The organism is Fervidicella metallireducens AeB (assembly GCF_000601455.1).
Classification (GTDB): Bacteria; Bacillota; Clostridia; order Clostridiales; family Caloramatoraceae; genus Fervidicella; species Fervidicella metallireducens.
This window is the reverse complement of record NZ_AZQP01000011.1, coordinates 1-22,790: the sequence shown is the minus strand read 5'-3', so window position 1 is coordinate 22,790 and position 22,790 is coordinate 1. Positions and strand designations below refer to the sequence as shown.

Annotated in this window: 20 protein-coding genes; 5 read left to right on the top strand and 15 right to left on the bottom strand. The window is 31.6% G+C overall.

Features of this window, described 5'->3' with window-relative positions; genetic code table 11:
• Positions 1-10: 10 nt before the first annotated feature.
• Positions 11-334 carry an ArsR/SmtB family transcription factor gene (locus tag Q428_RS04985; RefSeq protein ID WP_035378781.1) on the bottom strand — a complete coding sequence of 108 codons (324 nt, stop codon included), beginning with the start codon at positions 332-334 and terminating at the stop codon, positions 11-13.
• Positions 335-643: 309 nt separating this feature from the next.
• Between Q428_RS04985 and Q428_RS15915 the strand changes: the two genes are divergently transcribed.
• Together Q428_RS15915 and Q428_RS04980 are read left to right on the top strand one after the other, a co-directional pair.
• Positions 644-796, top strand: coding sequence for a hypothetical protein (locus Q428_RS15915; RefSeq protein ID WP_242847771.1), 153 nt, complete (start codon positions 644-646; stop codon positions 794-796).
• Positions 733-1,290, top strand: a complete 558-nt coding sequence (locus tag Q428_RS04980; RefSeq protein ID WP_242847770.1) for a DUF975 family protein — start codon at positions 733-735, stop codon at positions 1,288-1,290. The genes Q428_RS15915 and Q428_RS04980 overlap by 64 nt, the downstream gene beginning before the upstream one ends.
• Positions 1,291-1,354: 64 nt before the next feature.
• Here the strand turns inward: Q428_RS04980 and Q428_RS04975 are convergent, their stop codons facing one another.
• Positions 1,355-2,494 carry an acyltransferase gene (locus Q428_RS04975; RefSeq protein WP_035378779.1) on the bottom strand — a complete coding sequence of 380 codons (1,140 nt, stop codon included), beginning with the start codon at positions 2,492-2,494 and terminating at the stop codon, positions 1,355-1,357.
• Positions 2,495-2,635: 141 nt separating this feature from the next.
• Positions 2,636-3,328 carry an RDD family protein gene (locus Q428_RS04970; RefSeq protein ID WP_051514939.1) on the bottom strand — a complete coding sequence of 231 codons (693 nt, stop codon included), beginning with the start codon at positions 3,326-3,328 and terminating at the stop codon, positions 2,636-2,638.
• A 67-nt stretch (positions 3,329-3,395) separates the two neighbouring features.
• Here Q428_RS04970 and Q428_RS04965 point away from each other — a divergent pair, with 67 nt between their 5' ends.
• Positions 3,396-4,352: a stage II sporulation protein M gene (locus Q428_RS04965; RefSeq protein WP_035378777.1), complete on the top strand. Its 957-nt coding sequence runs from the start codon at positions 3,396-3,398 to the stop codon at positions 4,350-4,352.
• Positions 4,353-4,379: 27 nt separating this feature from the next.
• Here the strand turns inward: Q428_RS04965 and Q428_RS04960 are convergent, their stop codons facing one another.
• From Q428_RS04960 to Q428_RS04935, 6 genes are all read right to left on the bottom strand, one after another.
• The gene (locus Q428_RS04960) at positions 4,380-5,693 is read right to left on the bottom strand and encodes a DUF58 domain-containing protein (protein WP_035378775.1); all 1,314 of its coding nucleotides are present in this window, start codon (positions 5,691-5,693) and stop codon (positions 4,380-4,382) included.
• 15 nt (positions 5,694-5,708) lie between these two features.
• Positions 5,709-6,674 carry an AAA family ATPase gene (locus Q428_RS04955; RefSeq protein WP_035378773.1) on the bottom strand — a complete coding sequence of 322 codons (966 nt, stop codon included), beginning with the start codon at positions 6,672-6,674 and terminating at the stop codon, positions 5,709-5,711.
• A complete protein-coding gene (locus tag Q428_RS04950; RefSeq protein ID WP_035378771.1) occupies positions 6,647-7,642 on the bottom strand; it encodes a hypothetical protein in 996 nt (331 codons plus the stop codon). The genes Q428_RS04955 and Q428_RS04950 overlap by 28 nt, the downstream gene beginning before the upstream one ends.
• Positions 7,623-8,279: a hypothetical protein gene (locus tag Q428_RS04945; RefSeq protein ID WP_035378769.1), complete on the bottom strand. Its 657-nt coding sequence runs from the start codon at positions 8,277-8,279 to the stop codon at positions 7,623-7,625. Before Q428_RS04945 ends, Q428_RS04950 begins: the two co-directional genes overlap by 20 nt.
• A 1-nt stretch (position 8,280) precedes the next feature.
• Positions 8,281-9,270, bottom strand: a complete 990-nt coding sequence (locus Q428_RS04940; protein ID WP_035378767.1) for a DUF7847 domain-containing protein — start codon at positions 9,268-9,270, stop codon at positions 8,281-8,283.
• 155 nt (positions 9,271-9,425) lie between these two features.
• Complete coding sequence (locus tag Q428_RS04935) at positions 9,426-11,372, bottom strand: YgiQ family radical SAM protein (protein ID WP_035378765.1); 1,947 nt, start codon at positions 11,370-11,372, stop codon at positions 9,426-9,428.
• A 390-nt stretch (positions 11,373-11,762) separates the two neighbouring features.
• Here Q428_RS04935 and Q428_RS04930 point away from each other — a divergent pair, with 390 nt between their 5' ends.
• Positions 11,763-12,941, top strand: coding sequence for a MalY/PatB family protein (locus Q428_RS04930; RefSeq protein WP_035378763.1), 1,179 nt, complete (start codon positions 11,763-11,765; stop codon positions 12,939-12,941).
• 35 nt (positions 12,942-12,976) lie between these two features.
• Complete coding sequence (locus tag Q428_RS04925; RefSeq protein WP_035378761.1) at positions 12,977-14,521, top strand: alanine/glycine:cation symporter family protein; 1,545 nt, start codon at positions 12,977-12,979, stop codon at positions 14,519-14,521.
• Between the two features lie 222 nt (positions 14,522-14,743).
• Here Q428_RS04925 and Q428_RS04920 read toward each other — a convergent pair whose 3' ends face one another.
• The 6 genes from Q428_RS04920 to Q428_RS04900 all read right to left on the bottom strand — a co-directional run bounded on the left by Q428_RS04920 (position 14,744) and on the right by Q428_RS04900 (position 22,621).
• The gene (locus Q428_RS04920) at positions 14,744-15,364 is read right to left on the bottom strand and encodes a LysE/ArgO family amino acid transporter (RefSeq protein ID WP_035378759.1); all 621 of its coding nucleotides are present in this window, start codon (positions 15,362-15,364) and stop codon (positions 14,744-14,746) included.
• A gap of 296 nt (positions 15,365-15,660) precedes the next feature.
• Positions 15,661-18,336 carry a TSCPD domain-containing protein gene (locus tag Q428_RS16305; RefSeq protein ID WP_278244869.1) on the bottom strand — a complete coding sequence of 892 codons (2,676 nt, stop codon included), beginning with the start codon at positions 18,334-18,336 and terminating at the stop codon, positions 15,661-15,663.
• An 8-nt stretch (positions 18,337-18,344) separates the two neighbouring features.
• Positions 18,345-19,046, bottom strand: a complete 702-nt coding sequence (locus tag Q428_RS16300; protein WP_084478128.1) for a ribonucleotide reductase N-terminal alpha domain-containing protein — start codon at positions 19,044-19,046, stop codon at positions 18,345-18,347.
• A 250-nt stretch (positions 19,047-19,296) separates the two neighbouring features.
• Positions 19,297-20,121 (bottom strand): CPBP family glutamic-type intramembrane protease, encoded by an 825-nt coding sequence (locus tag Q428_RS04910; RefSeq protein ID WP_035378758.1) that lies wholly within the window; start codon positions 20,119-20,121, stop codon positions 19,297-19,299.
• A gap of 95 nt (positions 20,122-20,216) precedes the next feature.
• Complete coding sequence (locus Q428_RS04905) at positions 20,217-21,089, bottom strand: metallophosphoesterase (RefSeq protein ID WP_035378845.1); 873 nt, start codon at positions 21,087-21,089, stop codon at positions 20,217-20,219.
• A 131-nt stretch (positions 21,090-21,220) separates the two neighbouring features.
• A complete protein-coding gene (locus Q428_RS04900) occupies positions 21,221-22,621 on the bottom strand; it encodes an aspartate aminotransferase family protein (protein WP_035378757.1) in 1,401 nt (466 codons plus the stop codon).
• Positions 22,622-22,790: the final 169 nt, after the last annotated feature.

Below are 22,790 nucleotides of genomic sequence, written 5' to 3'. Positions count from 1 at the left end.
ATAATTTCATTTATTTCAAATCACAATTATTCTCCATGGTATTAATAAAACTTTTTATCATCTGTACAGAATCCTTTAAAGTAAGATAATAATAATTCTCCGTTCCCTTTCTTTCCATATCTATAATCCCAACTTGCTTCAGCAATTTTAAATGATGTGAAATTGCAGGTCTCGATAGGGACAATCTCTCAGTTATCATATTTACGTTAAGTCCCTCTTCCTCTGCAAGAATAAGTATAATTCTTTGTCGTGTTTCATCAGCCAGTGCGTTTAAAAGAGGAATACATTCCTTAAACATAGTAAGGATTTCTTCCTTGTTATCCTTGATACACATAATGCCCTCCATAAGTTCATTAGTTTAATCTTTTAAACTAATTATAAATTATAATATAAAATTTGTAAATAATACCATCATCAATCATTAATTCTTTTTTTAACATTACACATTCTTATTTATTCCATTATATTACAATTTTTTGTTAGTATGTTATTGATTAATTGTCCCTGTTATAGTACTATTTAGTATGGTATGTTAAATATTACACAAAAGACATTGCTTTTATTTATGTTATAATTCTATTCATAATTAACACTTACAATCCATAAAATCAAATATAAATATATTTAAAAAGGAGGATTATTGATGTCTGAAATTTTTATTAAAAGCAACAGTGAATTACGAGCTGCTGCAAGAAACCAATTAAAGGGTAAATGGTTGATAGCTGTGCTGTTATGCCTTGTTCCATCTATAATTGGAGGAATCTTTGGTTTTATACCGTATGTAGCCCAGTTGTAAACATTATAATAGCTGGTCCACTAGCTTTAGGTCTTACAATATGCTTTGTTAAATTAGTTAGAGAGGAACCCTTCAGATTTGAAAATCTATTTGATGGATTTAAAAATTTTAAAAGTGCCTTTTTAACTCAGTTGTTAATTTCAATTTTTGTTATTTTATGGTCATTACTTCTCTTTATCCCTGGAATTATTGCCGGTTATAGTTATTCTATGGCTTTCTATATTTTAAATGACAACCCTGAAATAGGTGCTATGGAAGCCATAAAAGCAAGTAAAGAAATGATGAAAGGATATAAATGGAAGTTATTCTGTTTGCACCTAAGCTTTATTGGTTGGGCTCTACTTTGTATACTTACCCTTGGAATAGGATTCCTATGGCTAACTCCTTATGTTCACGCTACAACAGCTAATTTTTATCAAAACCTCAAAGAGTCAAAGGTTAATAATCAGATAAATCCTATGGAAATAAGTACAATTTCTGATGATAATATTTAGGATAAAAAATAATGAGCTTAGGCATTTAAATGCTTAAGCTCATTTTTTTATCAAATACACTTTTTCAGCTTTGATTAATACTTTCACTTAGATTATATGTTAATTTCAGGGTTTTTCTTTTAACCCCAATTATATATTGAGCAAAGGGAATGTACTGAATTACCCAACAAGCAGCCAGCGATGTAATTGAAGATATGATAAAAATTAACAGTCCCGACAATAGATAACTTTTAAGTGGAACATTATCCCTTATAATAGCTGCAGCCTTTTGCAGTACAATAACATGTATTAAATAAGCTCCATAAGATAATCCTGATAACTCTTCAATAAAAGCTTTTAAACTTTCCAGTTTTTCATTGAGCTTTAATGAAAGAATATATATTAGGATTATCATGTTTAACATATAAAGAATGTAGAATAAATAAAAATAATTAATACGTGGAAAATAAAAAGGCAGTCTGCTGCAAATTTGAGTATAATACATATAAATTGTAAGTGGTATCTGAATTAATAAAATTCTTGTCCAATATTTTATAGCCAAAGACTTTAAAAATTCATAGTTAAACCACGCCGCAGCACCACATACAAAATAAATTGACCAATATATTGGAGTATACTGAATAAATCTTTTTTGATAAAAAGTTGGCTCTCCAAAAACCAGCTTTGATATTTCCTCAGTTAAATATTGGTTATTCTTAAGTATTATCAAGTAAACAATGCAAAACACAGCATAACAAACATACTTTACTTTTATATCTTTTTTCATAATAAAGGTCCATATTTTAAGTATTATGGGAAACCATATATACAGACGAATAATCATACCCATGTACCATAAATGATAAGATGCTGTACCGGAAAAAATCACCCCAATTAAATTTTTAAGCATATTGTATTTGTGAAATATAATTATAGTAGCAAAGGACCAGAAAAGGTATGGTAGTACTATGTTTAATATTCTCTTTATATAGAAATTTTTTAAATTAAACCCTTGATAATTTGAATTAAACAGAGTGAATCCAGTAATGGCAACAAACATTGGCACCGCAGGTCTTCCAATTAAATATAAAAAGTGAAGGACCATAGAATCTCCAAAGGATGCTTCAGGTCTTTGAGCATATCCACCAAGAATATGTTGATCTACAACTAGTAAAAAACCAATAATTCTCATAATGTTAATTTCATTAAATCTCTTTTTACTCATATTTAAATCCTTCCATAAACAATCTTATCTTACCTGTTTACCTACATCATGAATTATATCATATGATAATCTTCAATATTAGATATAAACTGTATATGGAAATAATTTATAATTTAAAGATAGTTGAAAAACAACCGCCTTTTACAATGCATCAATAAAATTTCTGTATTCATCATAAATCTCAAGATCTTTAAATTTCTTTGTATAATATTCTTTTAACTTCATCTGAACTTTAGAAATGTCCTCTATCTTATTCTTTCTCATATAATAATACTTCAATGTTTCATACTCCTCATCAGTTAAGTAATATCTGATGTTTTTGTTTATGTCGCTGAAAACTTCAATCCCTATTGGTTGTGTTAAATTCTCTTCTACAATTACTATTGTAGAAGCAGCATAATCTCCCAGCCTCTTATTTTCCTTTGAAAAGAAAATCAAAATAGTACCTATTCCAAAGACATCTATGAATACCCTGAAAAGGTTTCGTATTGCTGAATGTTTCAGAGTTATTGGCTGTCCATTGTTTCTTATAGTTCTTAATTTCATTGCCTTTTTGCCTATTGTCATTCCATTCATAGTAAGCTCCATGACTATGAAGTAGCAATAATTGACTAATGAATTTATTATTATTGTTACACCTATTATCCAGCCATAATACTTTTTCCAAAAATCAGGTGAGTAAGCTGAAATAATGATTATTGCTATTACAACCATCAGCATAATTATGCCTTGAATAAGTCCATCTATAACTGCAGCTGCTGTTCTTGACCCTAATCCAGCAAGGTTATATTCTACTTCTATGTTTTCAGGTGTAGTAATTTTAATTTTTTTCATATCATCACTCCAATGCTTGTATACAAAGTTTTTCAATATTTGATAAAATAAACATGAGGTGAAACAGATGAAAGAAGAACAATTTATCGCTGCTAATTCTTCTGTATGGAAAGAATTAGAATTATACTCAGAAAAAATAAATAAAAAAGGTGTTAAAGCCTTATCTTCAAAGGAAATAAAAAATTTTCTAAGTGACTTCCGTAAATCAAGCCATCATCTTGCCTATGCCAGAACCCATTACCCTAAAAGCAGTGTTGTTGGATATTTAAATTCCCTTGTTGGCAAGTGCCATAACCACATATACGCTGTTAAAAAAGTAGAACCAAGAAAACTTTTAGAATATGTTTTATATGGTTTTCCATGCCTTATAAAAAAATATAAATGGTACCTTTTATTTTCATTCTCAGTATTTTTATTGGGATTCTTTGTGAGTATGGCTCTAACTTTTATAAATCCTGAAAATGCAGGCTTTTTTCTTCCCTCAACCTTTATTGATAATATCAAAAACTCTAAAATCGGAAGTAATAACTGGAACTATCCTCTGATGTCCAGTTACATAATGGTCAACAATATTTCTGTATCCTTAAAAGCCTTTGTTTTAGGCATTACATTAGGAATTGGAACTTTTCACGTATTATTTTTCAATGGTGCTCTCCTTGGCTCACTTACTGCCTTAATATATATGTACAGCAGTCCTGTTAGATTCTGGTCACTTATACTTCCCCATGGAATAATTGAGCTTACTGCCATATTTATATCAGGTGCTTCAGGATTTTTAATAGCTAAACATATGCTTTTGCCAGGAGAACATTTTAGACTCCAATCCCTTGTAAATGGTGCTAAAAAGGCCATATCTCTTCTAGGCGGAGTAATAATCATGTTAATTATTGCAGGAATAATTGAGGGTTTTTTTACACCTTTAAATATTTCTGATTACACCAAGCTTATCTTTGCGGCAATAACAGCAATTGCTCTTGCCATTTATTTTTCAATACCTTTTTTTATCAAAAATCAAAACCAGTAAATTCTCCAATTGTGGAGAATTTACTTTTTATAAATATCTTCTGTTTTTAACTTCAATATACTTATTTATCACTGTATATTCCAGTTTTTCTGCCGGACACTCTATACACAATATGTTTTTAGTGTTTAATAGCCTTATAATTTTTTTTCTTTCCTTTAAAAACTCAAGGGCAACTCCTTTATTAAAAAGTTCTTGTGTATTATTGATTTTTTCATTACTTAATTTTTCAAGCTTTTCATTCTTCATAAGAACTAAAACCACTGTATTTGTTTTTGATATTATAGGTAAAGCCCTTAGCATATCCTCTGCCTCTTCAATATTATCAAAATCAGTAAATAAAAAAATTATGCTTCTGTGCCTTTCTTTCTTTTTAAAATAATAAAAGGTATCCTCAAAATTTGAGGTTTCATTTGTATGCTCAATATGATAAAGTGATTCAAGAATCTTATTCCTGTGCCCAGCTCCCTTACCAGGCATCACCATATTCTGAACCTTTGTATTAAATAAAAGAAGCCCAGACTTATCTCCATTCTGATTTACAATATCTGAAAGGACTAAGGCAGTATTAACAACCATATCTAATTTCCTATATCCCCTTATACTATAACTCATTGACCTTCCTGTATCAATTAACATATAAACATGTTGATTTTTTTCAGGTTCATATTGGTTAACTATAGGTTTATTTTCCCTGGCTGTTGCTTTCCAGTTGATTTTTCTAAATTCATCCCCAGGCATATATTCCCTTAAACTTTCAAAGGAAGTCCCCCTACCAATTATTCTCAAATTTCGCTGTCCCTGTTTAAAGGAGCGGTTATTGCATATGCTCATCCTATATTTTATTAAGTTTTCAAGGTTAGGATATACTTTATATTCCTTTTCCAGATTAACTTTAAAAATCCTATAGCAAAGCCCTAATCGTCCCTTATATCTGACATGAAGGTGTTTAAAAAGGAAAGCTCCCCTTTTCATTGGAATTACATTATATTTCAAAATGTTTTTTTGATGTGGTGATATTTTCCCTCTAATACTTTTCTCCTTAACTTTAAAATGGAGATCAGGTACTTCATCCTGAACCTCTATATTCAATAGGTAGCTGCCTTTGTTGTAAACCTCAAAACCTATTTCTTCATCTGTATAAATAGATAACTTTTCATCACCAGTTCTTTTAATTTCTATCATACTGTCCATATCAGAGATAAAATAATCAATAATAAGTAATACGACACAGACTAAATTGTATACTAAAAATACTGTAAATGAATTATTTAAAATAAGGGAAAAACCTAAAAAAACTACCCCAAGACCTAATAAATATATAAAACCTTTTGTTATGTTCAAACTATCACCTGCCCTCTATCTTGGCACTTTCAATTTAGATAGAATATCCTTTAGAACTTCATCTGCCTTTACCCCTTCAAGCTCAAGTTCCGGTTTTAATATAATTCTATGTCTTAAAGTAGGTATTGCCATTTTTTTAATATCTTCAGGTATTACAAAATCTCTTCCTTCATAAGCTGCACATGCCTTTGAACATTGCAGTAAAGCAATTGTACCCCTAGGAGAACTTCCTATATCAATAAGGGGATTATTTCTGGTTTCTGAAACTATACTTACCATGTATTCCATAAGGGCTTCTTCAACCTTCACATTTTGAACTGATTCTCTTAAAGATAATATATCATTGGCAGTACAAACTACCTTTATATCACATTTATCTAAATCAATGCTTGAAAATCCACTGTTGTATCTTTTTATTATTTCAGTTTCTGCATTCTTTGATGGATAGTCTATTAATATCTTCATTAAAAATCTATCCACCAGTGCCTCTGGCAAAGGATAGGTTCCTTCATATTCTAAAGGGTTCTGAGTTGCAAAAACCATATAAGGAGAAGGCAGTTCCAGCAATTCTCCATCAATTGATACAGTATTTTCTGCCATAGCTTCTAAAAGTCCTGCCTGTGTTTTAGGGGGTGTACGGTTAATTTCATCTGCCAGAAGAAAATTTGTAAATACAGGTCCTTTTTTTAACTCAAATTCTCTTGTTTGCATATTGAATACTTTTATTCCTGTAACATCGGCTGGCATCAAGTCTGGTGTAAACTGAATTCTTTTAAAATCTAAGTCAAGTGCCTTTGAAAGTGTTTTAATCATAAGCGTCTTTGCCAATCCTGGTACACCCTCTATCAATACATGCCCTCCGCTTAAAAGACTTATTAATGAATATTCAATTAGTTCATCCTGCTCAACTATAACTTTTTTTAACTCTCTTTTTAAGTTTTCCATTATATTTTTTATATTGTCCCTTTGTAGATTTTCCAAGTTCCATCTCTCCTTTGCTTTAGAGTATTAGTTAATTGTTCTAATATGTAAACTATATGCTTATATTCTTTTTGAGCTGTTTTCACATCAATTTTACTGATAAACCTGTATAATTCCTCAGCTTTATCAATATCGGCAAGATTTAATTTTCTCCAGTACTCAAGCCAATTTTCATCTGGTGGATTTAATTCTTTTATGAAAACCTTATAAAAAATATCAAACATTGCATCCCAGCACTCAGCCTGCCTTAAAAGAGCTCCAGAGGCGTATAAATATTCATTCTCAACCCTCTCAACCTCCTCATATATTGGTACTGCCTTTCCAAACCTTTTCCCCTTGTAATAAAAAAACGCCGCTATAATTATGATAATCTGGTAAATTATAAATTTAGCACCTAAAGGTATGAAATCCCATAATGTCTTTGGATTTAAATTAGCGAACATATAATACTCATTGAAAACTATGTTTCTCTGTTTGTTTTTATCAATCTGCCTTAACAGTTCATATGCTCCTTCAGTACTTTTTCCAAGGTTTATATTTGTTATCTCTAAAACATTAAATGTAATGATTTTTCCTTTTCCATATTTATATATCGTTAAATCCACTTTATTTTCAATTTTTTCCCCATATTCAATAAAAGCTAAGTTATTGGGAACTAAATAAACCAATATACCTCCCTTAGATATCCACTCCTTTATATCAGAGTTATTAACATCAAAACCTCTATTTTCAGCTATAAGCTGAACATCCTGAATATCATATTTATTAGTCTCAATACTCCTTTTTACTGGGTAATTTAATTTCTTTAATCCCTTATAAAAAACGCTGCAACCCATTCTTCCCTTATTAATAACAGAATAATATGGGAGATTGTTTTCTGTAGAATTTAATAAATAAAATGCAAGATAAAGAAATAGAGGAAGAATGATGATGAACAATATAATATCTTTATTTGTTTTTTTCTTCATATTTCTTCACTCCATTCCATAGGATGTTTAAACTTAAAGTCCATTTTTCATATTCCTCTGAGCTTAAGTTTTTATTTCCATACCAGACTGCATTAAACATCTCTATCTGATTTTTAAGCACATTGAGATTTCTAAAGCCACTTTTCTTTATATTTTCAAATATCTCACTGTTGGTTTTATTTAGTTCTAGATATACCAGATTTTTTTCATGCATTAATAAAAGAAGGGCAATAAAATCATATCTTACCGACTTTCTTAAGTCTCCTTCATTTTTAAAGAAAACCGCCTTATCTCTCAGACTTTCAGGTGTAGTTTCATTAGTTATTCTTTCTCCTAAGATTTCTTTAATTTTTGGATTTCTATTTAAAACTTTGTTAAATTTTATAGCTATAAGAATTATTATGGCAGCTATTATGAGTATACCAATAATCATAAACCAAATAGAAAGTTTTTTAGAAACCTCCATAGGGTTGGCTAGCTTTATATCAATTTTATTCAGTAATTTTATAAACCATTGAAATAAAAAATCCTTTATATTATCAATAAATTCTCTGAATACATTATTTAAGTGTTTATATTCAAGACTACTTAAAATTTCCTTTATGGTATTGTCAAATTCACCTTTTGTTGGGAGCATTTTAAACGATTACCTCCCTTGATTTATTATTTTCTCTTTCCCTTTCAAGTTTACTAATCATAATTTCAACATCAAAACCTTCTTTAATAAACCTCTGGTTGAAATATATAAGTGTTGTCATTATTGTTCCTATTGGTGATGTCAAAAGCCACGAAATCAGGTTTAAAGGCCATCTGATATAAGTTGCAGCCAGAGTAACATATGCCATTACATCCTGCTGCATATTTAGTAATTTCAGAACTAAATAAAATAAACTTAATATAATTCCAAACAAACTGCTTATTGAAAACTGAATTGCAGATATGGATAGAAAAATTATAATTCCATATTTAAAGAGTCTCCAAAAATTATTTTTTACTAAATAAAAACTTCTTTCCACTGATTCAATTACACCTTTGTTCTCAATTGCAACTGCATGAAGGGAAAAACCAAGCCATGTAGTATATGCTGTAAAAACCATGGTTCCAACTAAAAATAATATTACAAGAAGGATAAGTGGAAATATCCCATTTAAATCAAATGACATATTTACAAAAAAGATGTATTTATAATTCTTGTAAAGAAAATACAGTAATCCTCCAAAAACAATTGCAGCAGGTATAAGCAATATTATGGTTATAATGACAATACCAAATACTCGTAAAATAGATCTGAATGAGTATTTTAAAGCCTCTGCTGTATAAATCTCCTCATCTGTGTATCTCTGACCTGCTATTTTTATAACACCAATATTTGAACTTAACGCTAAAGAGGTGATTATAGAAAGGAAAAACACGCCTAAAATGACCATTACAACTATATTAGGGAAGTTACTACCTGATGAAAATCCTGAGAATAAACTGATAATCAAGACACCTGCTATACTTAAGACAACAGCAGCCATCATATATACTACTCCATAGGCAAGTTTAAATAAAACAATGGTTTTAAAATGTTTTTTTAAAATTTCTATTGATTCATCCATCACTTCAGCAAAACTCATTATTCCCATATCTAATCTCCTTGTTCTAATTTTTAAACACATCTATATTTTACCAAAGATTTTATTTTATAAAAAGAAAATCTTCTCCCTATCACAAATAAATCATTATTAACATAAACAGAGGCTGTCATATTAACAGCCCCTGAAATCAAAATTATGAACCCCTATTTCCTTTTACCCTTCCTTTGGTTTGTTTTGGTTGATGTTTTTTTCTTTGATTTTTCATTTACTTTTCTATCAATTTTATTTACCGTTTTACCCTTTTTAGCATTAACTTTATCCTTTAACCTTGTTCCTGCTTCTCTCCTGTTTTCCTTAGGCTTAATCAAACATTTTGGTCCATATCCAATTAAATCGGTTCTACCAGCTCTGACTAATGCGTCATAAACTAAGTTGTAATTGTTTGGATTTCTATATTGCAGAAGTGCCCTTTGCATAGCCTTTTCTTCTTTACTCTTAGGAACATAAACCTTTTTCATTGTCATAGGGTCAAGCTCAGTATAAAACATTGTAGTTGACAATGTTCCTGGTGTTGGATAAAAATCCTGCACCTGCTCAGGCTGATAACGTATATCCCTTAAATACTCAGCAAGCTCTATTGCTGTATCTAATGTACTTCCAGGATGGCTTGACATAAGGTAAGGTACAATATATTGCTCCTTTCCTAATTCTTTATTTATTCTATAATATTTTTCTACAAATCTATCATATGTCTTCCCTGCAGGTTTTCCCATATACTTTAAAACCTTTGGTGATATATGTTCTGGAGCAACTTTTAACTGACCGCTGACATGATGCTGAATAAGTTCCCTTAAGAAAGTTTCATCCTTATCAGCCATAATATAATCATATCTTAGTCCTGAACGCACAAAAACCTTTTTAACCTTAGGCAACTCCCTGAGTCTTCTTAAAAGTTTTAGATATTCTCTGTGATCTATCTTTAAATTTTTACATGGCTCTGGGTGAAGACATTGCTTATCCTTACAGAGCCCCTTTGTAAGCTGTTTCTCGCATGATGGGTGTCTGAAGTTTGCCGTTGGACCCCCTACATCATGAATATAGCCTTTAAAATCTTTATGCTCAGTAAGCTCCTTAGCTTCTTCAACTATAGATTCTTCACTTCTGCTTTGTACCATCCTTCCCTGATGAAAGGTTATGGCACAGAAAGAGCATCCACCAAAACAACCCCTTGAACTTACAATACTAAACTTCACTTCCTCTATTGCTGGAATGCCGCCATATGCCTCATAAATGGGATGGTACGTTTTCATATATGGTAAAGAATAAACTTTATCAAGTTCCTCCCTTGATAATGTCATTTCTGGTCTGTTTTGAACCAGATACTTCTCCCCATGTTTTTGAATTAAAGTCCTGCCCCTGATTGGGTCCTGTTCTTCATACTGTATTTTAAAAGCCTCTGCATATTTATATTTATCCGTACTTACATCTTCAAATGAAGGTAATGTTATGTATTCATCATAAACTTCTTCAACATCTTCAACAACATAACAGGTTCCGGGAATGTGCCTTATATATTTTATATCGAATCCATCGTTTAAAGCCTCTGCAACCTTAACTACCTGTCTTTCGCTCATTCCATAAATAAGCATATCCGCACCACTGTCTATCAATATAGACTTTCTCACCTTATCACTCCAATAATCATAGTGGGCAAACCTTCTTAAACTAGCTTCAACACCACCTATGATTATAGGTATATTTTTATACGCCTCCCTTAATCTATTGGTGTAAACTATTGTAGCTCTATCGGGCCTTAGCCCCATTTTCCCACCTGGAGAGTAATAATCTTTATCCCTTAATTTTTTATTAACTGTATAGTGGTTAACCATGGAATCCATATTTCCTGCATTAACTAAAAAACCTAACCTTGGTCTGCCTAGCCTTTTAAAGTCTGCTGTACTTTTCCAATCAGGTTGTGGAATAATTCCAACCTTATATCCAGCATCCTCTAAAACCCTTGATATTATTGCCGTACCAAAGCTTGGGTGATCCACATAGGCATCTCCTGTAACTATGATAAAATCAAGTCTATCCCAGCCTCTTTCCTCCATATCCTGTTTACTTATTGGTAAAAAATCCTTTCTTGTCATACTGCCACCTACTTATTATCGCTTTATGTTTTAATTAATTATTCACTCATCCTTTTGCTATATGATTATAACACTATATAACCTTGTAATCTACCTTTCTTAATTTAGTTATATTTTATATACACTTTCTACATCATAGTTTATGTTATTATGTAGTCACATAAACTTATAAATATTTCCATGTACTTAAAATTCTTTATGTAAAAAACATATTATATTAATCTTAACTATATACTTTTAAAAAAGAGTAAGATTTAAACCTCTGAAAATTATTCAATCATATTGTCAGTGTAAAAATATATTTGGCTTTGAATAATAGTTATATAATGCAGGAGTTCCTATATCATATAGAGAATTAATTATTAATCATATAAAAAGGAAGGTGATTGTATGAAGTATGATTTTAATAAAGAGGTTAACAGAAAACATAATGATTCTGCTAAATGGGATGAAATAGGAAAAAACTTTATTTCAAAGGACCTACTCCCTATGTGGGTTGCTGATATGGACTTTGAAACAGCCCCTGAAATACTTGAGGCAATGCAAAAGAAGCTGAATCAGAAAATATTCGGATATGTATCTAGACCAGATTCATATTATGAAAGTGCTGCTAACTGGACAAAGAGAAGATATGGTTATGATATAAATCCCAAAACATTAATTCATGCGCCTGGTGTAGTTCCTTCAATATCATTGATACTAAGACTTTTTTCCAATGAAAACGATAAAATCTTAATTCAATCACCAGTCTATTATCCTTTTTCAAATATTATTGAAAAAAATAACAGAAAATTAGTTGTGAATCTTCTAAAGGAGCAAAATGGAAAATATTTTATTGATTTTGAAGATTTTCAAAAGAAATGTGAGGACCCTGATTTGAAATGGTTTATATTATGTAACCCTCACAATCCCGTAGGTAGGGTATGGACACGAAGGGAATTAGAGAGAATGGGTGAGATTTGTCTTAAAAATAACGTAAGGGTAATCGCTGATGAAATTTGGAGAGATTTAGTATATAAGGATTATAAATATATACCTTTTGCCTCTTTATCAAAGGAAATTGAAGATATTACAATTACATGTTTTGCCGCAACAAAGACCTTTAACATAGCTGGCCTTCAAGCCTCCTTTGTTTCCTTCCCAAGACAAGAAGAGTTAATAAAATTTGATAATGAACTAGGAGTTTTAGATATAAAAAGAAACAATCCCTTTAGCCTAGTAGCTATAGAAGCGGCCTTTAATAAAGGTGAACCTTGGCTTAATGAACTACTTGATTATCTGCAATCAAACCTTGATTTCCTTATAGAGTATTTTGAAAAAAATATACCTAAAGTAAAGGTTATAAAGCCCGAGGGCACTTATTTGGTATGGCTTGACTTTAGATCTCTTGGTTTAAATAATGCTGACCTTTCTATACTTCTCCAGAAAGAAGGGAAAATAGCCTTAGATGATGGATTTTGGTTTGGTGAGAATGGAGGTGGATTTGAAAGAATTAATATCGCTTGTCCTAGATATCTCTTAGAAGATGGACTAAAGCGAATTAAAAAAGCTGTTGACTCTATTAAATAGTCACATTGGAAATTATAATTTGGGAGGTTATATGTATGCAGGCTTTTTTTGAAGGGATTAACAAGTTTTTTGAATTTATCGTCCCTATAGCTGACTTTTTATGGGACTTTCCCACTAATTATCATTGGTATGCGTCAATACCTATTTTGGGTAAATTTACATTTGCAATTCTTCTCCTTGTTGGTACAGGTATTTTCTTTACCATTAAAACTAGGTTTGTTCAAATTACTCACTTTAAAAAAGGACTTAATATATTGATAAAGAAAAAATCATCTGGTACAGGAACTAGTCCACTAACTGCTTTTTTGCTTAGCTCTGCTATGCGTGTTGGGCCTGGCAATATAATGGGAGTAACAGGAGCCATCTCCATCGGAGGGCCTGGTGCTATGTTCTGGATGTGGGTATCAGCATTCTTTGGTATGGCAACAGCCTTTGCTGAAGCAGTTCTTTCTCAAATATTTAAAGAAAAAGAAGGCAATGAATATGTTGGTGGTCTTCCTTTTTATGGTATGAAAGTTCTTGGTAACAAACGCTGGGTTGGAGTTATCCTTTCAGTTATATTTATAATATACGCTTTATTTAGTATTCCTGGTCAGACATTCCACCTCTTTACAGCTTTAGGTTCTGTTGCTGATACTTTAGCTGGTACTACCTTTGATCGTCAATCTAGTGTGTACTACGGTATTGGAATTTTCCTAATAGTTTCAGTTGCACTAACAGTTCTTGGTGGACTTAAACGTGTTACAAAGGTTACGGATATTATGGTTCCAATAATGGCTGTTATATATACTGTAATCATCCTTATACTAATATTACTAAACATAAATTTAATTCCATATTTCCTTAAGGCTGTATTCGCTGGTGCATTTAAACCAGATGCAATGTTTGGTGGGGCTTTTGGAATTGCATTAGCTCAGGGAATAAAACGTGGTTTGATGTCTAATGAAGCTGGTCAAGGTACAATTACAATGGCTGCTGCAGTTGCAGATAACGACCATCCGTGTGAACAAGGATTTGTGCAGGCTCTTGGAGTTTTTCTAGATACAATGATAATTTGTTCAATGACTGGTTTTGTAATAGTAATGGCACATGTTTGGACTGGCGACTCTGGTGTTGCATGGGATTCAATAAAGGCCTCCAAACTTACAGTATATTTAACTTCAATACAGTATCTTGTTCCTGGAACTGCTCTAGATTCAATTATTAAAGCTATTTTATCATTATGTTATGGATTATTTGCATTTACAACTCTTATTGGATTAGTACTTTTTGCAGAGATATCTGGAAACTTTATATCAAGAGGCAAGAAATTCATAATGGGAATTCGTTTAGCAGGAGCTTTATTCTTCGTTCCTTTTGGAGTTTTAACGGTATTAGCAGGCCTAGAATTAGGTAACTTATGGTATATATCTGATTTTGTAAACATTATGGTTGTTTATGCTAACGTTCCTATACTTCTTGTAGGATCTGGTATAATCTTTAAAGCTTGGAACAATTATCTTTCAACAAATGGTGGTAGATTCGTTTCTAATGAAATAAAGATTGATACTCCTATTTGGACAAAAGAATTGAATCTATAAGAAAAATACTATCTTATCATTTAATAATAGTGAAGGGACTGTACAAAATGAATTTTGTACAGTCCCTTCACTATTTAAATGACACCATGAATATTTTATAAGAAAAGGATTGAATTTAGGTTGATCTTCTAAAATTCAGTTTATCCTATAAAGAAAAAATTAATAGTTATGACCCATTCTATATTTTGCATTAAGTATCATCACAGTACTAATGTATAGATGTTAGCTTTGAAGAAGTATCAGTAAAAGTCCGTATGCCAACTTTAACCCATAATAAACTATTATGGTTCCACATACCAAGTTAATTGTTCTTATAATCTTATCGTTAAAGTTGTTTTTAAATATTGACACAATTGTTGTTATTCCTGTAAACCATGAAAACGAAGCTGTGCAGACACCAACTATGAATAAAGTTGAGGCTTCATGAGGAAGGGACACTCTAAAACTTCCAAGCAGTAGTGATCCATCGATAATAGCCTGGGGATTAAGCCAAGTAACCATGAAACATGTCATAATAATTTGCAAAATAGATTTATTTAAGTCTACTTCCTTTTTTGTATCAGGTTTACTGCGTATAAGCTGCATCCCTATATATACAACCGCAATAGACCCCATAAATAATATAATTAATTTTAAAGTTTTAGTTTTTTCCATTAAGGTTCCTATACCAAAAAAGCATGCCAATGCAAGAGAAATATCAAAAAAAGTAGTTATTAATGCAACCTGATATGCCCTTATTTTAGGCTTACTTATAGCTGTATTAATTACATAGAGATTTTGCATACCTATTGGTGCTACATAAGCAAGTCCCAACAAAAATCCTTGTGAAAAATATTTTAGCATTTCCTTTTGCCCCCTAATAAACTTAATATAATATACTATGCTGTATCCCCTCACCACCTCTATATTGTGAAGCTAAATTAAATGATTCCCTAACAATAACTTCTACATAAAACTTATTTCTCCTTTTTATATAATGCATTTATAAAAATTATAAAATTATGTTATTTTCTTACATTTGCTATTATGAAATAACCTATGCTTAACCACAACACAAAGTAAATGTCCCCATTGAAGAAGCAGCATAGAAAGTAATAACATTCTATGCTGCCTTTGGAATATTTTGATTTGTTAAATTTTTAGCCACATTTAGAAAAACCGCAGTTTGGACATATCACACAACCATCCTGATGGGTTATAGTATTGCCACACTCGGGACATTTGGCTGATTTTTTTGTTTCAATTTGAACTGGTATCAGGTTTTCTATATCTTCTTCAAGGTTTTTCGTTATTTCCCCTTCTGTTGTTTCATGATAATTCATAAGCTTTTCTATTGTTCGTGCAATTGCGTCCGGACAGGATAAAACTCTAATGTCCCCATTATGAGATTTTTGCCTTAGAGTTGAATGACATCTTATCCCCCTTAGCTGCTCTACAATTGATTTCACATCCATGCCACTTCTAAGACCAATTGAAATAAGCCTTGCAGTAGCCTCTGATTGTGAAGGACATCCTCCTGCTTTACCTACATTTGTAAATACCTCGCAAATGCCATCATCATCATAGTTTACAGTTATATACAAATTCCCACAGCCTACCCTTACCTTTTCAGTAATTCCTCTTGTAAGCTGTGGCCTCTGTCTTGGTACTGATACTTCTTTTATCTCTTTTTCTTCCTTCTTATCCTTTGTTTCCCCAATATTGAAAACCTGCCCTTCTCTACTTCCATCTCTATATATTGTAACTCCCTTACATCCTAATCTGTATGCAAGTTCGTATACCTCCCTTACTTCGTCAACAGTTGCTTCATTTCTAAAGTTAACTGTCTTTGAAACGGCGTTATCTGTATGTCTTTGGAAGGCTGCCTGCATCTTTATGTGCCAAATTGGGTCAACGTCATGTGCCGTTACAAAAACTTTTTTAATATCGTATGGCAATTCCTTTATATGGCAAGGTGAACCATATCTTGCAACCTTCATCATAAGCTCTTTTGAATACAGTCCTCTTTCTTTCAGTACCTTTTCAAAGTATGGATGAACCTCAGCAAGCTTATCGTTGTCCATTACATTTCTAATATACGCAACTGCAAACAAGGGTTCAATACCTGAGGAAACACCTGCAATTATGCTTATTGTTCCAGTTGGAGCTATGGTAGTTGTAGCTGCATTTCTAATAGGTTCTTCCTTACCATATATGCTTTTTTCAAACTCTGGAAATGCCCCCCTGATCTTTGCAAGCTCCCTTGAAGCTTCCTTTGATTTTTTATTAATGAAGCTCATAATATTATCTGCCAAGGCAACACCTTCATCTGAATTATAAGGTATTCCAAGCATTACAAGAGTGTCAGCAAAACCCATTATTCCAAGACCTATTTTACGGGTTAGTTTTGTGTTTTTCTCTATTTCAGGAAGTGGATAACAGTTTACATCAATTACATTGTCAAGGAAATGTACTGCATCATAGACGGTTTCCTCAAGGAGATTATAGTCAAAAACATTTTTACCATTTTCCTGTTTAACCATCTTTACAAGGTTAATAGAACCAAGGTTACAGCTTTCATAAGGAAGAAGAGGCTGCTCACCACAATTGTGAACAACTATTCCGTTTGCTATTAATGAATTAGTTATTGGCTCATTAATATCATAAACCTCAACCTCTTCAGCTGGTTCAATGGATTTTACATTTACTATATAGTGGGTATTCTTTCTTGATGGTCTATCTATTTCTATTAGCTTTTTATTTTTCTTTTCGTGTATCAAATTACCTACATGCTTTCTAAATTCGCATATATTATTTCCGGTTATAATGAGTTCAAAGTAATCCTTGCTTTCATATATCCTTTCCTCACCATCCATTGTTGTATATTTAAATGATGATGGATTTTCTTTAGTTCTATTATATATGTTTGAATATATACCAAGATTTAATAAAAGAAGCTGCACATCCTTTAAAAGCCCCTCTGACTCTGATGTTAGTCTTATATCTCTATTATTTTCATCTACAAAGTTTATTGTTCCATCAGAGCTAAACAGACCATTTAAGTAGCCAACTACTGTTTCCTTAGATGCTGTAAATATTGTTTCTGGTACTCTTTTTTCATGGGCTCTTTTAGGAAGGTATCCCAGACCCTTTATTTTATTTACAAAATCCTTTCTTTTAAATAAAGCTTGCCAAGTTTTATTTTCTCTTTTATTTATTACGCCATTACCTCCGCCTAGTTTGTCTGATATCTTCTGCATTATATCTAATATATAATCTTCTTCCTCAGGGAATACCATTCCTGCAACTTCTCCATCTGATGTTAGCCAGCCATCACCTGTCATCCATCCAAGGAATAACCCTAAATCATACCCAATTTCATCTGATGCTGAAAATAGCCCCTCTCCTGATTGTATAAAAACTTCATCTTCTATGGTTAAGTCCTTAGCTTCCTTAAATCCATCAATGGTTAGTATTCTATGATCTTTAGTGACCTTTATTTGTTGACCATTTCCTAAGGTTAGTTTTATGGTTGGTTTAACTCCAGTTTTAAACACCTTAGCACTTCTCTTTGTAGTACCATTTACATAGTACTCTCTTCCATTGATTATTTTCTTTTCACCAAGTACTCTATCGTCTGTTATTATTTCAAAGTTTCTATCCCTATATTTCTCATATAAATCCTTTATTTTAATTAATCCAAACTCTGATGAAATAAGTGTATCAGGATGAAAACATGGATTTGTACTTTCAATATCCCCAAGGTGAGGAGTTGGATTATCCCTGTTCATTCTATCTATAAATACAATCCCAGGTTCACCGTTATTCCATGCCATTTTGACTATTAAGTCAAAGACCTCTTTGGCATTAAGTTTCCCCTTAATCTCCCCTGTGTGAGGTCAATGAGGTCATAATCCTCCTTTTTTTCAACTGACTCCATAAACTTCTCAGTTATTGCAACACTTATGTTAAAATTCGTTATATCGTTATTATTTTCCTTGCACTTGATAAACTCCATAATATCAGGATGGTCTATTCTGAGTATGGCCATATTTGCTCCACGCCTGGTTCCACCTTGTTTCACCGCCTCTGTTGCTGAGTTAAATACCTTCATAAAACTTACAGGACCAGAAGCTACTCCTCCTGTTGTTTTTACAGTTGAGCCCTTTGGTCTAAGTCTTGAAAAACTAAACCCCGTTCCTCCACCAGACTTATGAATTAAAGCAGCGTTCTTAATTGAATCAAAAATTCCTTCCATAGAATCCTCAATAGGAAGAACAAAGCAAGCAGAAAGCTGCCCAAGCGGTCTTCCTGCATTCATAAGTGTAGGAGAATTGGGCAGAAATCTTAGTGAAGACATCAAATTAAAAAATTTTTCCTCGGTCTTATGTACATCTGCATTTTTATCATATATAGCATCAGCCTTAGCAACTGTCTTAGCTACCCTTTCCAACATTTCTCCAGGTGTTTCCATTACATTTCCCTTTTCATCTTTTGATAAATAACGTCTTTCAAGAACAGTTAAAGCATTTTTTGAAAACTCCATTTGCATCTCCCCTATTCTATATTTAGTATATTATATTCATTTCAACACTATATATTGTATCACCCCTGATTAATTTTTGTAAAGTCTAATAATAATTTTTATTAATTAATATTTATTATTTTATATTAAAGAAATAAAAAAAGCAAAAAGTTCTGTGATTGCCAATGAAAGATTATTTTTACTTTACCCTGAAAGATTTTCAATTTATTTCTCCAGAGGTAAAGTAAAAATAAATTTTCATCAGCCTTTACTATTTCTCTCTGCTTTTAGTCTTCCAAAATAATATTATGTTAATTATGCTAAAAAATACTATCGAAATTATACTTGCTGTTATGCCGTAGTCCCCACCATTAAATAAAAATTTATCGTTATAGTTTAAAAATATAACACCAGGACTTGCCACTCCATTAACAGGCGTTGAGTAAATATATAGACTTACAAAATACCAGACAGAATGAAAGATTATGCTGTATACAAGGTCATCTGTATAAATGTAAATAAGGGATAGGAGAATAGAAAAAAATCCTAGACCTATAAACACATTTATATTGGTTCCTCTACCAATTAAGTTTATAAACAAATATATCATAGCTGAAATCAACAAGCCTATATATTTATTATCAAAGGCCTTAAAAACATATCCCCTTATTGTAATTTCAGAGGTTATTCCAACACCTATAGATTCAACTATACCAACTAATAGAATTGGAATTATATCTTCAAGGTAAAACTTGTTCCATATATATCCCTCAAAGACATAGCCACCTAAAAGATAAATTATTAACGTTATCACAGAATTTAAAATAAAAACGCTTAAAACAAATAATCCAGCTCTTTTAAAATTTAATTTTCCTTTTATACCTACTTTCTTTAAAGGATATTCTCCTATAAAAATCCTGACAGCAGTATATGCTGCAGCTGTATCTAGAAATATTTTAAAAAGGGAGATAACATAGTCATTAGATAAAATTCTAGCTACAATATTTTCTGTGATCCTTTGTGATAAATACTCAAAAAAGGTTAAAACCAATATGAAGGCACTTATTTTAATAATTTTTGCAATATACTTTTTCATCATCCACCTCACATGCCTGTTTATTTAGTTGTTAATTATAAGATTCTGTTTTGCATTCATTTGTATCAGGAAATATTAGTCTTAATTAATTAAAATTAATTTAATTTCATTAAAGTAACAGTAACAATTTCAGGTCTATTAAATATCCTTAATGGCATTAAGCTATTCCCTAGCCCCCTACTTATAACCATTGTAGAATTTCTAATTTTAACTGCCCCAGAAGTGTATTTAGGAAAGAATCCCTGTCCTGGTGCAAAAATTCCCCCTATAAATGGAAGTCTGAACTGTCCGCCATGTGCATGCCCTGAAAAGATTAAATCCATATTATTATCTGCATATACTCCTATTTTTTCTGGTCTATGGGACAAGAGTATTTTAAAGCTGTTTTTATCTAATTTATCTAAAGATTTTTTTATTTCGTAATCTATTTTCTCTGATTCCCTGAAGTATGATAAATAATTTACTAAGCTATCATCTATACCAATTATACTTATACTATTCTTGCCCTTATATACATATTCTGCTTCGTTTCTTAGTACCCTTACCCCTGCTTTTTTCAACTTTTCAATAAATTCAGATGTCTTTCCGCAACCTATTTCGTGATTCCCTGTAACAAAATATACTGGAAACTTTTTTGTAAGTTCCTCCATAAGGATAATGCATGGTTCCTCTTTTTTCACCCTGCTATCAATCAGATCCCCAGTGACAACCACTATATCTGGGTTTTCTTTGTAAATTTTTTTCAATATCCTTTCTTGTTTCTTTCCAAAGTATTTACTGTGTAAATCAGAGATATGAATAATTTTATATCCATTAAATTCATCAGGTAGGTTTTTAAACTCCAGTGTTATTCTGTTAATAACAATACTATTATTTTGAAAATAACAAAATAACAAAATAACCCCAAGAAATATGAAAATGTTTAATAGTTTTTTATAAAAGCTTATCTTAGTAACTTTAGCTTTCATTATTTGCATGTTTTCTTCTCCCTTTTAAATTATTTTATATTATTTATTGTATCATAAATTTCTTTTTATAAAAAAATAAGCTGCTGCTTACTCAATTTATTATGAATTTGCAACAGCTTTCTATAACCTTTTTATTTCTTAAAAAATCCCTTAATTACATCTTTTCCTGTTTGTAGCCCCATACCTAAGAAGCCTTTGTTTTTTTCAAATACATCCTCTAATGCAGCAAGAGCTTTATCTATTTCTTCTATGGTTACAGTTAGTGGTGGTTCTAGCCTGATTACATTTGGATTATTAAGTGTATAACATGTAATTATTCCATGTTCATTCATTAATTTCCCTGCAACAAGTGATGCAAAGTATTCCTTTGATGCTTCTGCAAGTTTTCCTGCTGTTATAGTATTTAATATACCCTTTGGTTCTTGAAACTCAATTCCTATCATAAGCCCCATACCCCTTACTTCTTTTATTACAGGGTATTTTTCCTTTAGTTCATTAAGTTTGCCAATGAAATATTCTCCCTTTTCCTTAGCCTTATTTGCCAAATCATTTTCAATTAAATATTTTAAGGTTGCTATACCTGCTGCACAGGCAATAGTGTTACCACCAAAGGTTGATGTATGCAAAAAGGCTTTGTCTACTGTTCCATATGCTTTTTTCCATATTTCATCAGTAGTTATATACCCACTTATTGGCATAAAGCCTCCACCAATGGATTTAGCAAAACACATTATATCTGGAGTTACATCCTCCGCTTCACATGCAAACATGTAACCTGTTCTACCAAAACCTGTTTGAATTTCATCAGCTATCATATATGTATTGTATTTTGTACAAAGTTCTCTAACTTTTTTCAGATAACCCCTTGGTGGCACATTTATTCCACCTTCACCCTGAACAGGCTCAAATATAAATGCCGCTGCGTCCCTTGATTTAAGCATTGATTCTAACAACTCTGTATCTCCATAAGGAACTCCATAACAATCTGGAACAAGAGGTTTAAATGGTTTTTGATATTTTTCTCTACCTGTTACAGATAAAGCTCCCATGGATTTGCCGTGAAAGGAATTTTGACAGTAGATTACTTTCGTTTTACCACTTGCTATTTTGGCAAGTTTTAAAGCTCCTTCAACTGCCTCTGCCCCACTGTTACCAAAGAAACTTCTTTTTAAGTCTCCTGGTGTTATCAGAGCTAAATCTCTAGCCAAAACTCCAGCCATATTGTAGATTGACGCTTGAAGTATGTTTGGTAATCCTATTACTTTCTGTATCTCTTCCCATATCTCTTTATTATTATGACCGGTATTTAAAGCTCCATAACCACCTAAAAAATCGATATATTCTCTACCATCTTCATCATAAACCTTAGTACCCTCTGCTCTTACAAAATGCTTATCGAAATCTAATATTCCCATTAGTTGAACAATACTAGAATTTATATATTCCCCATAGTTTTCCCTAACATCATTTCGCTTAAGATTCAATGCATCTTCAACAGTTAAAAACTTCTCATATTTCTCCTTGACCTTCATTCTAACCCTCACCCCTTAATTCATTGTGCACAATGTGTGCATAATAATTATACCAATATATTCCTTTAATATCAATTATATACTATTGTAAATTATATTTTTAATAAAATAAAAACCTGCACTCTGAGTATTATACAGAATGCAGGTTAAATGTTCAAAAAATAAAAAA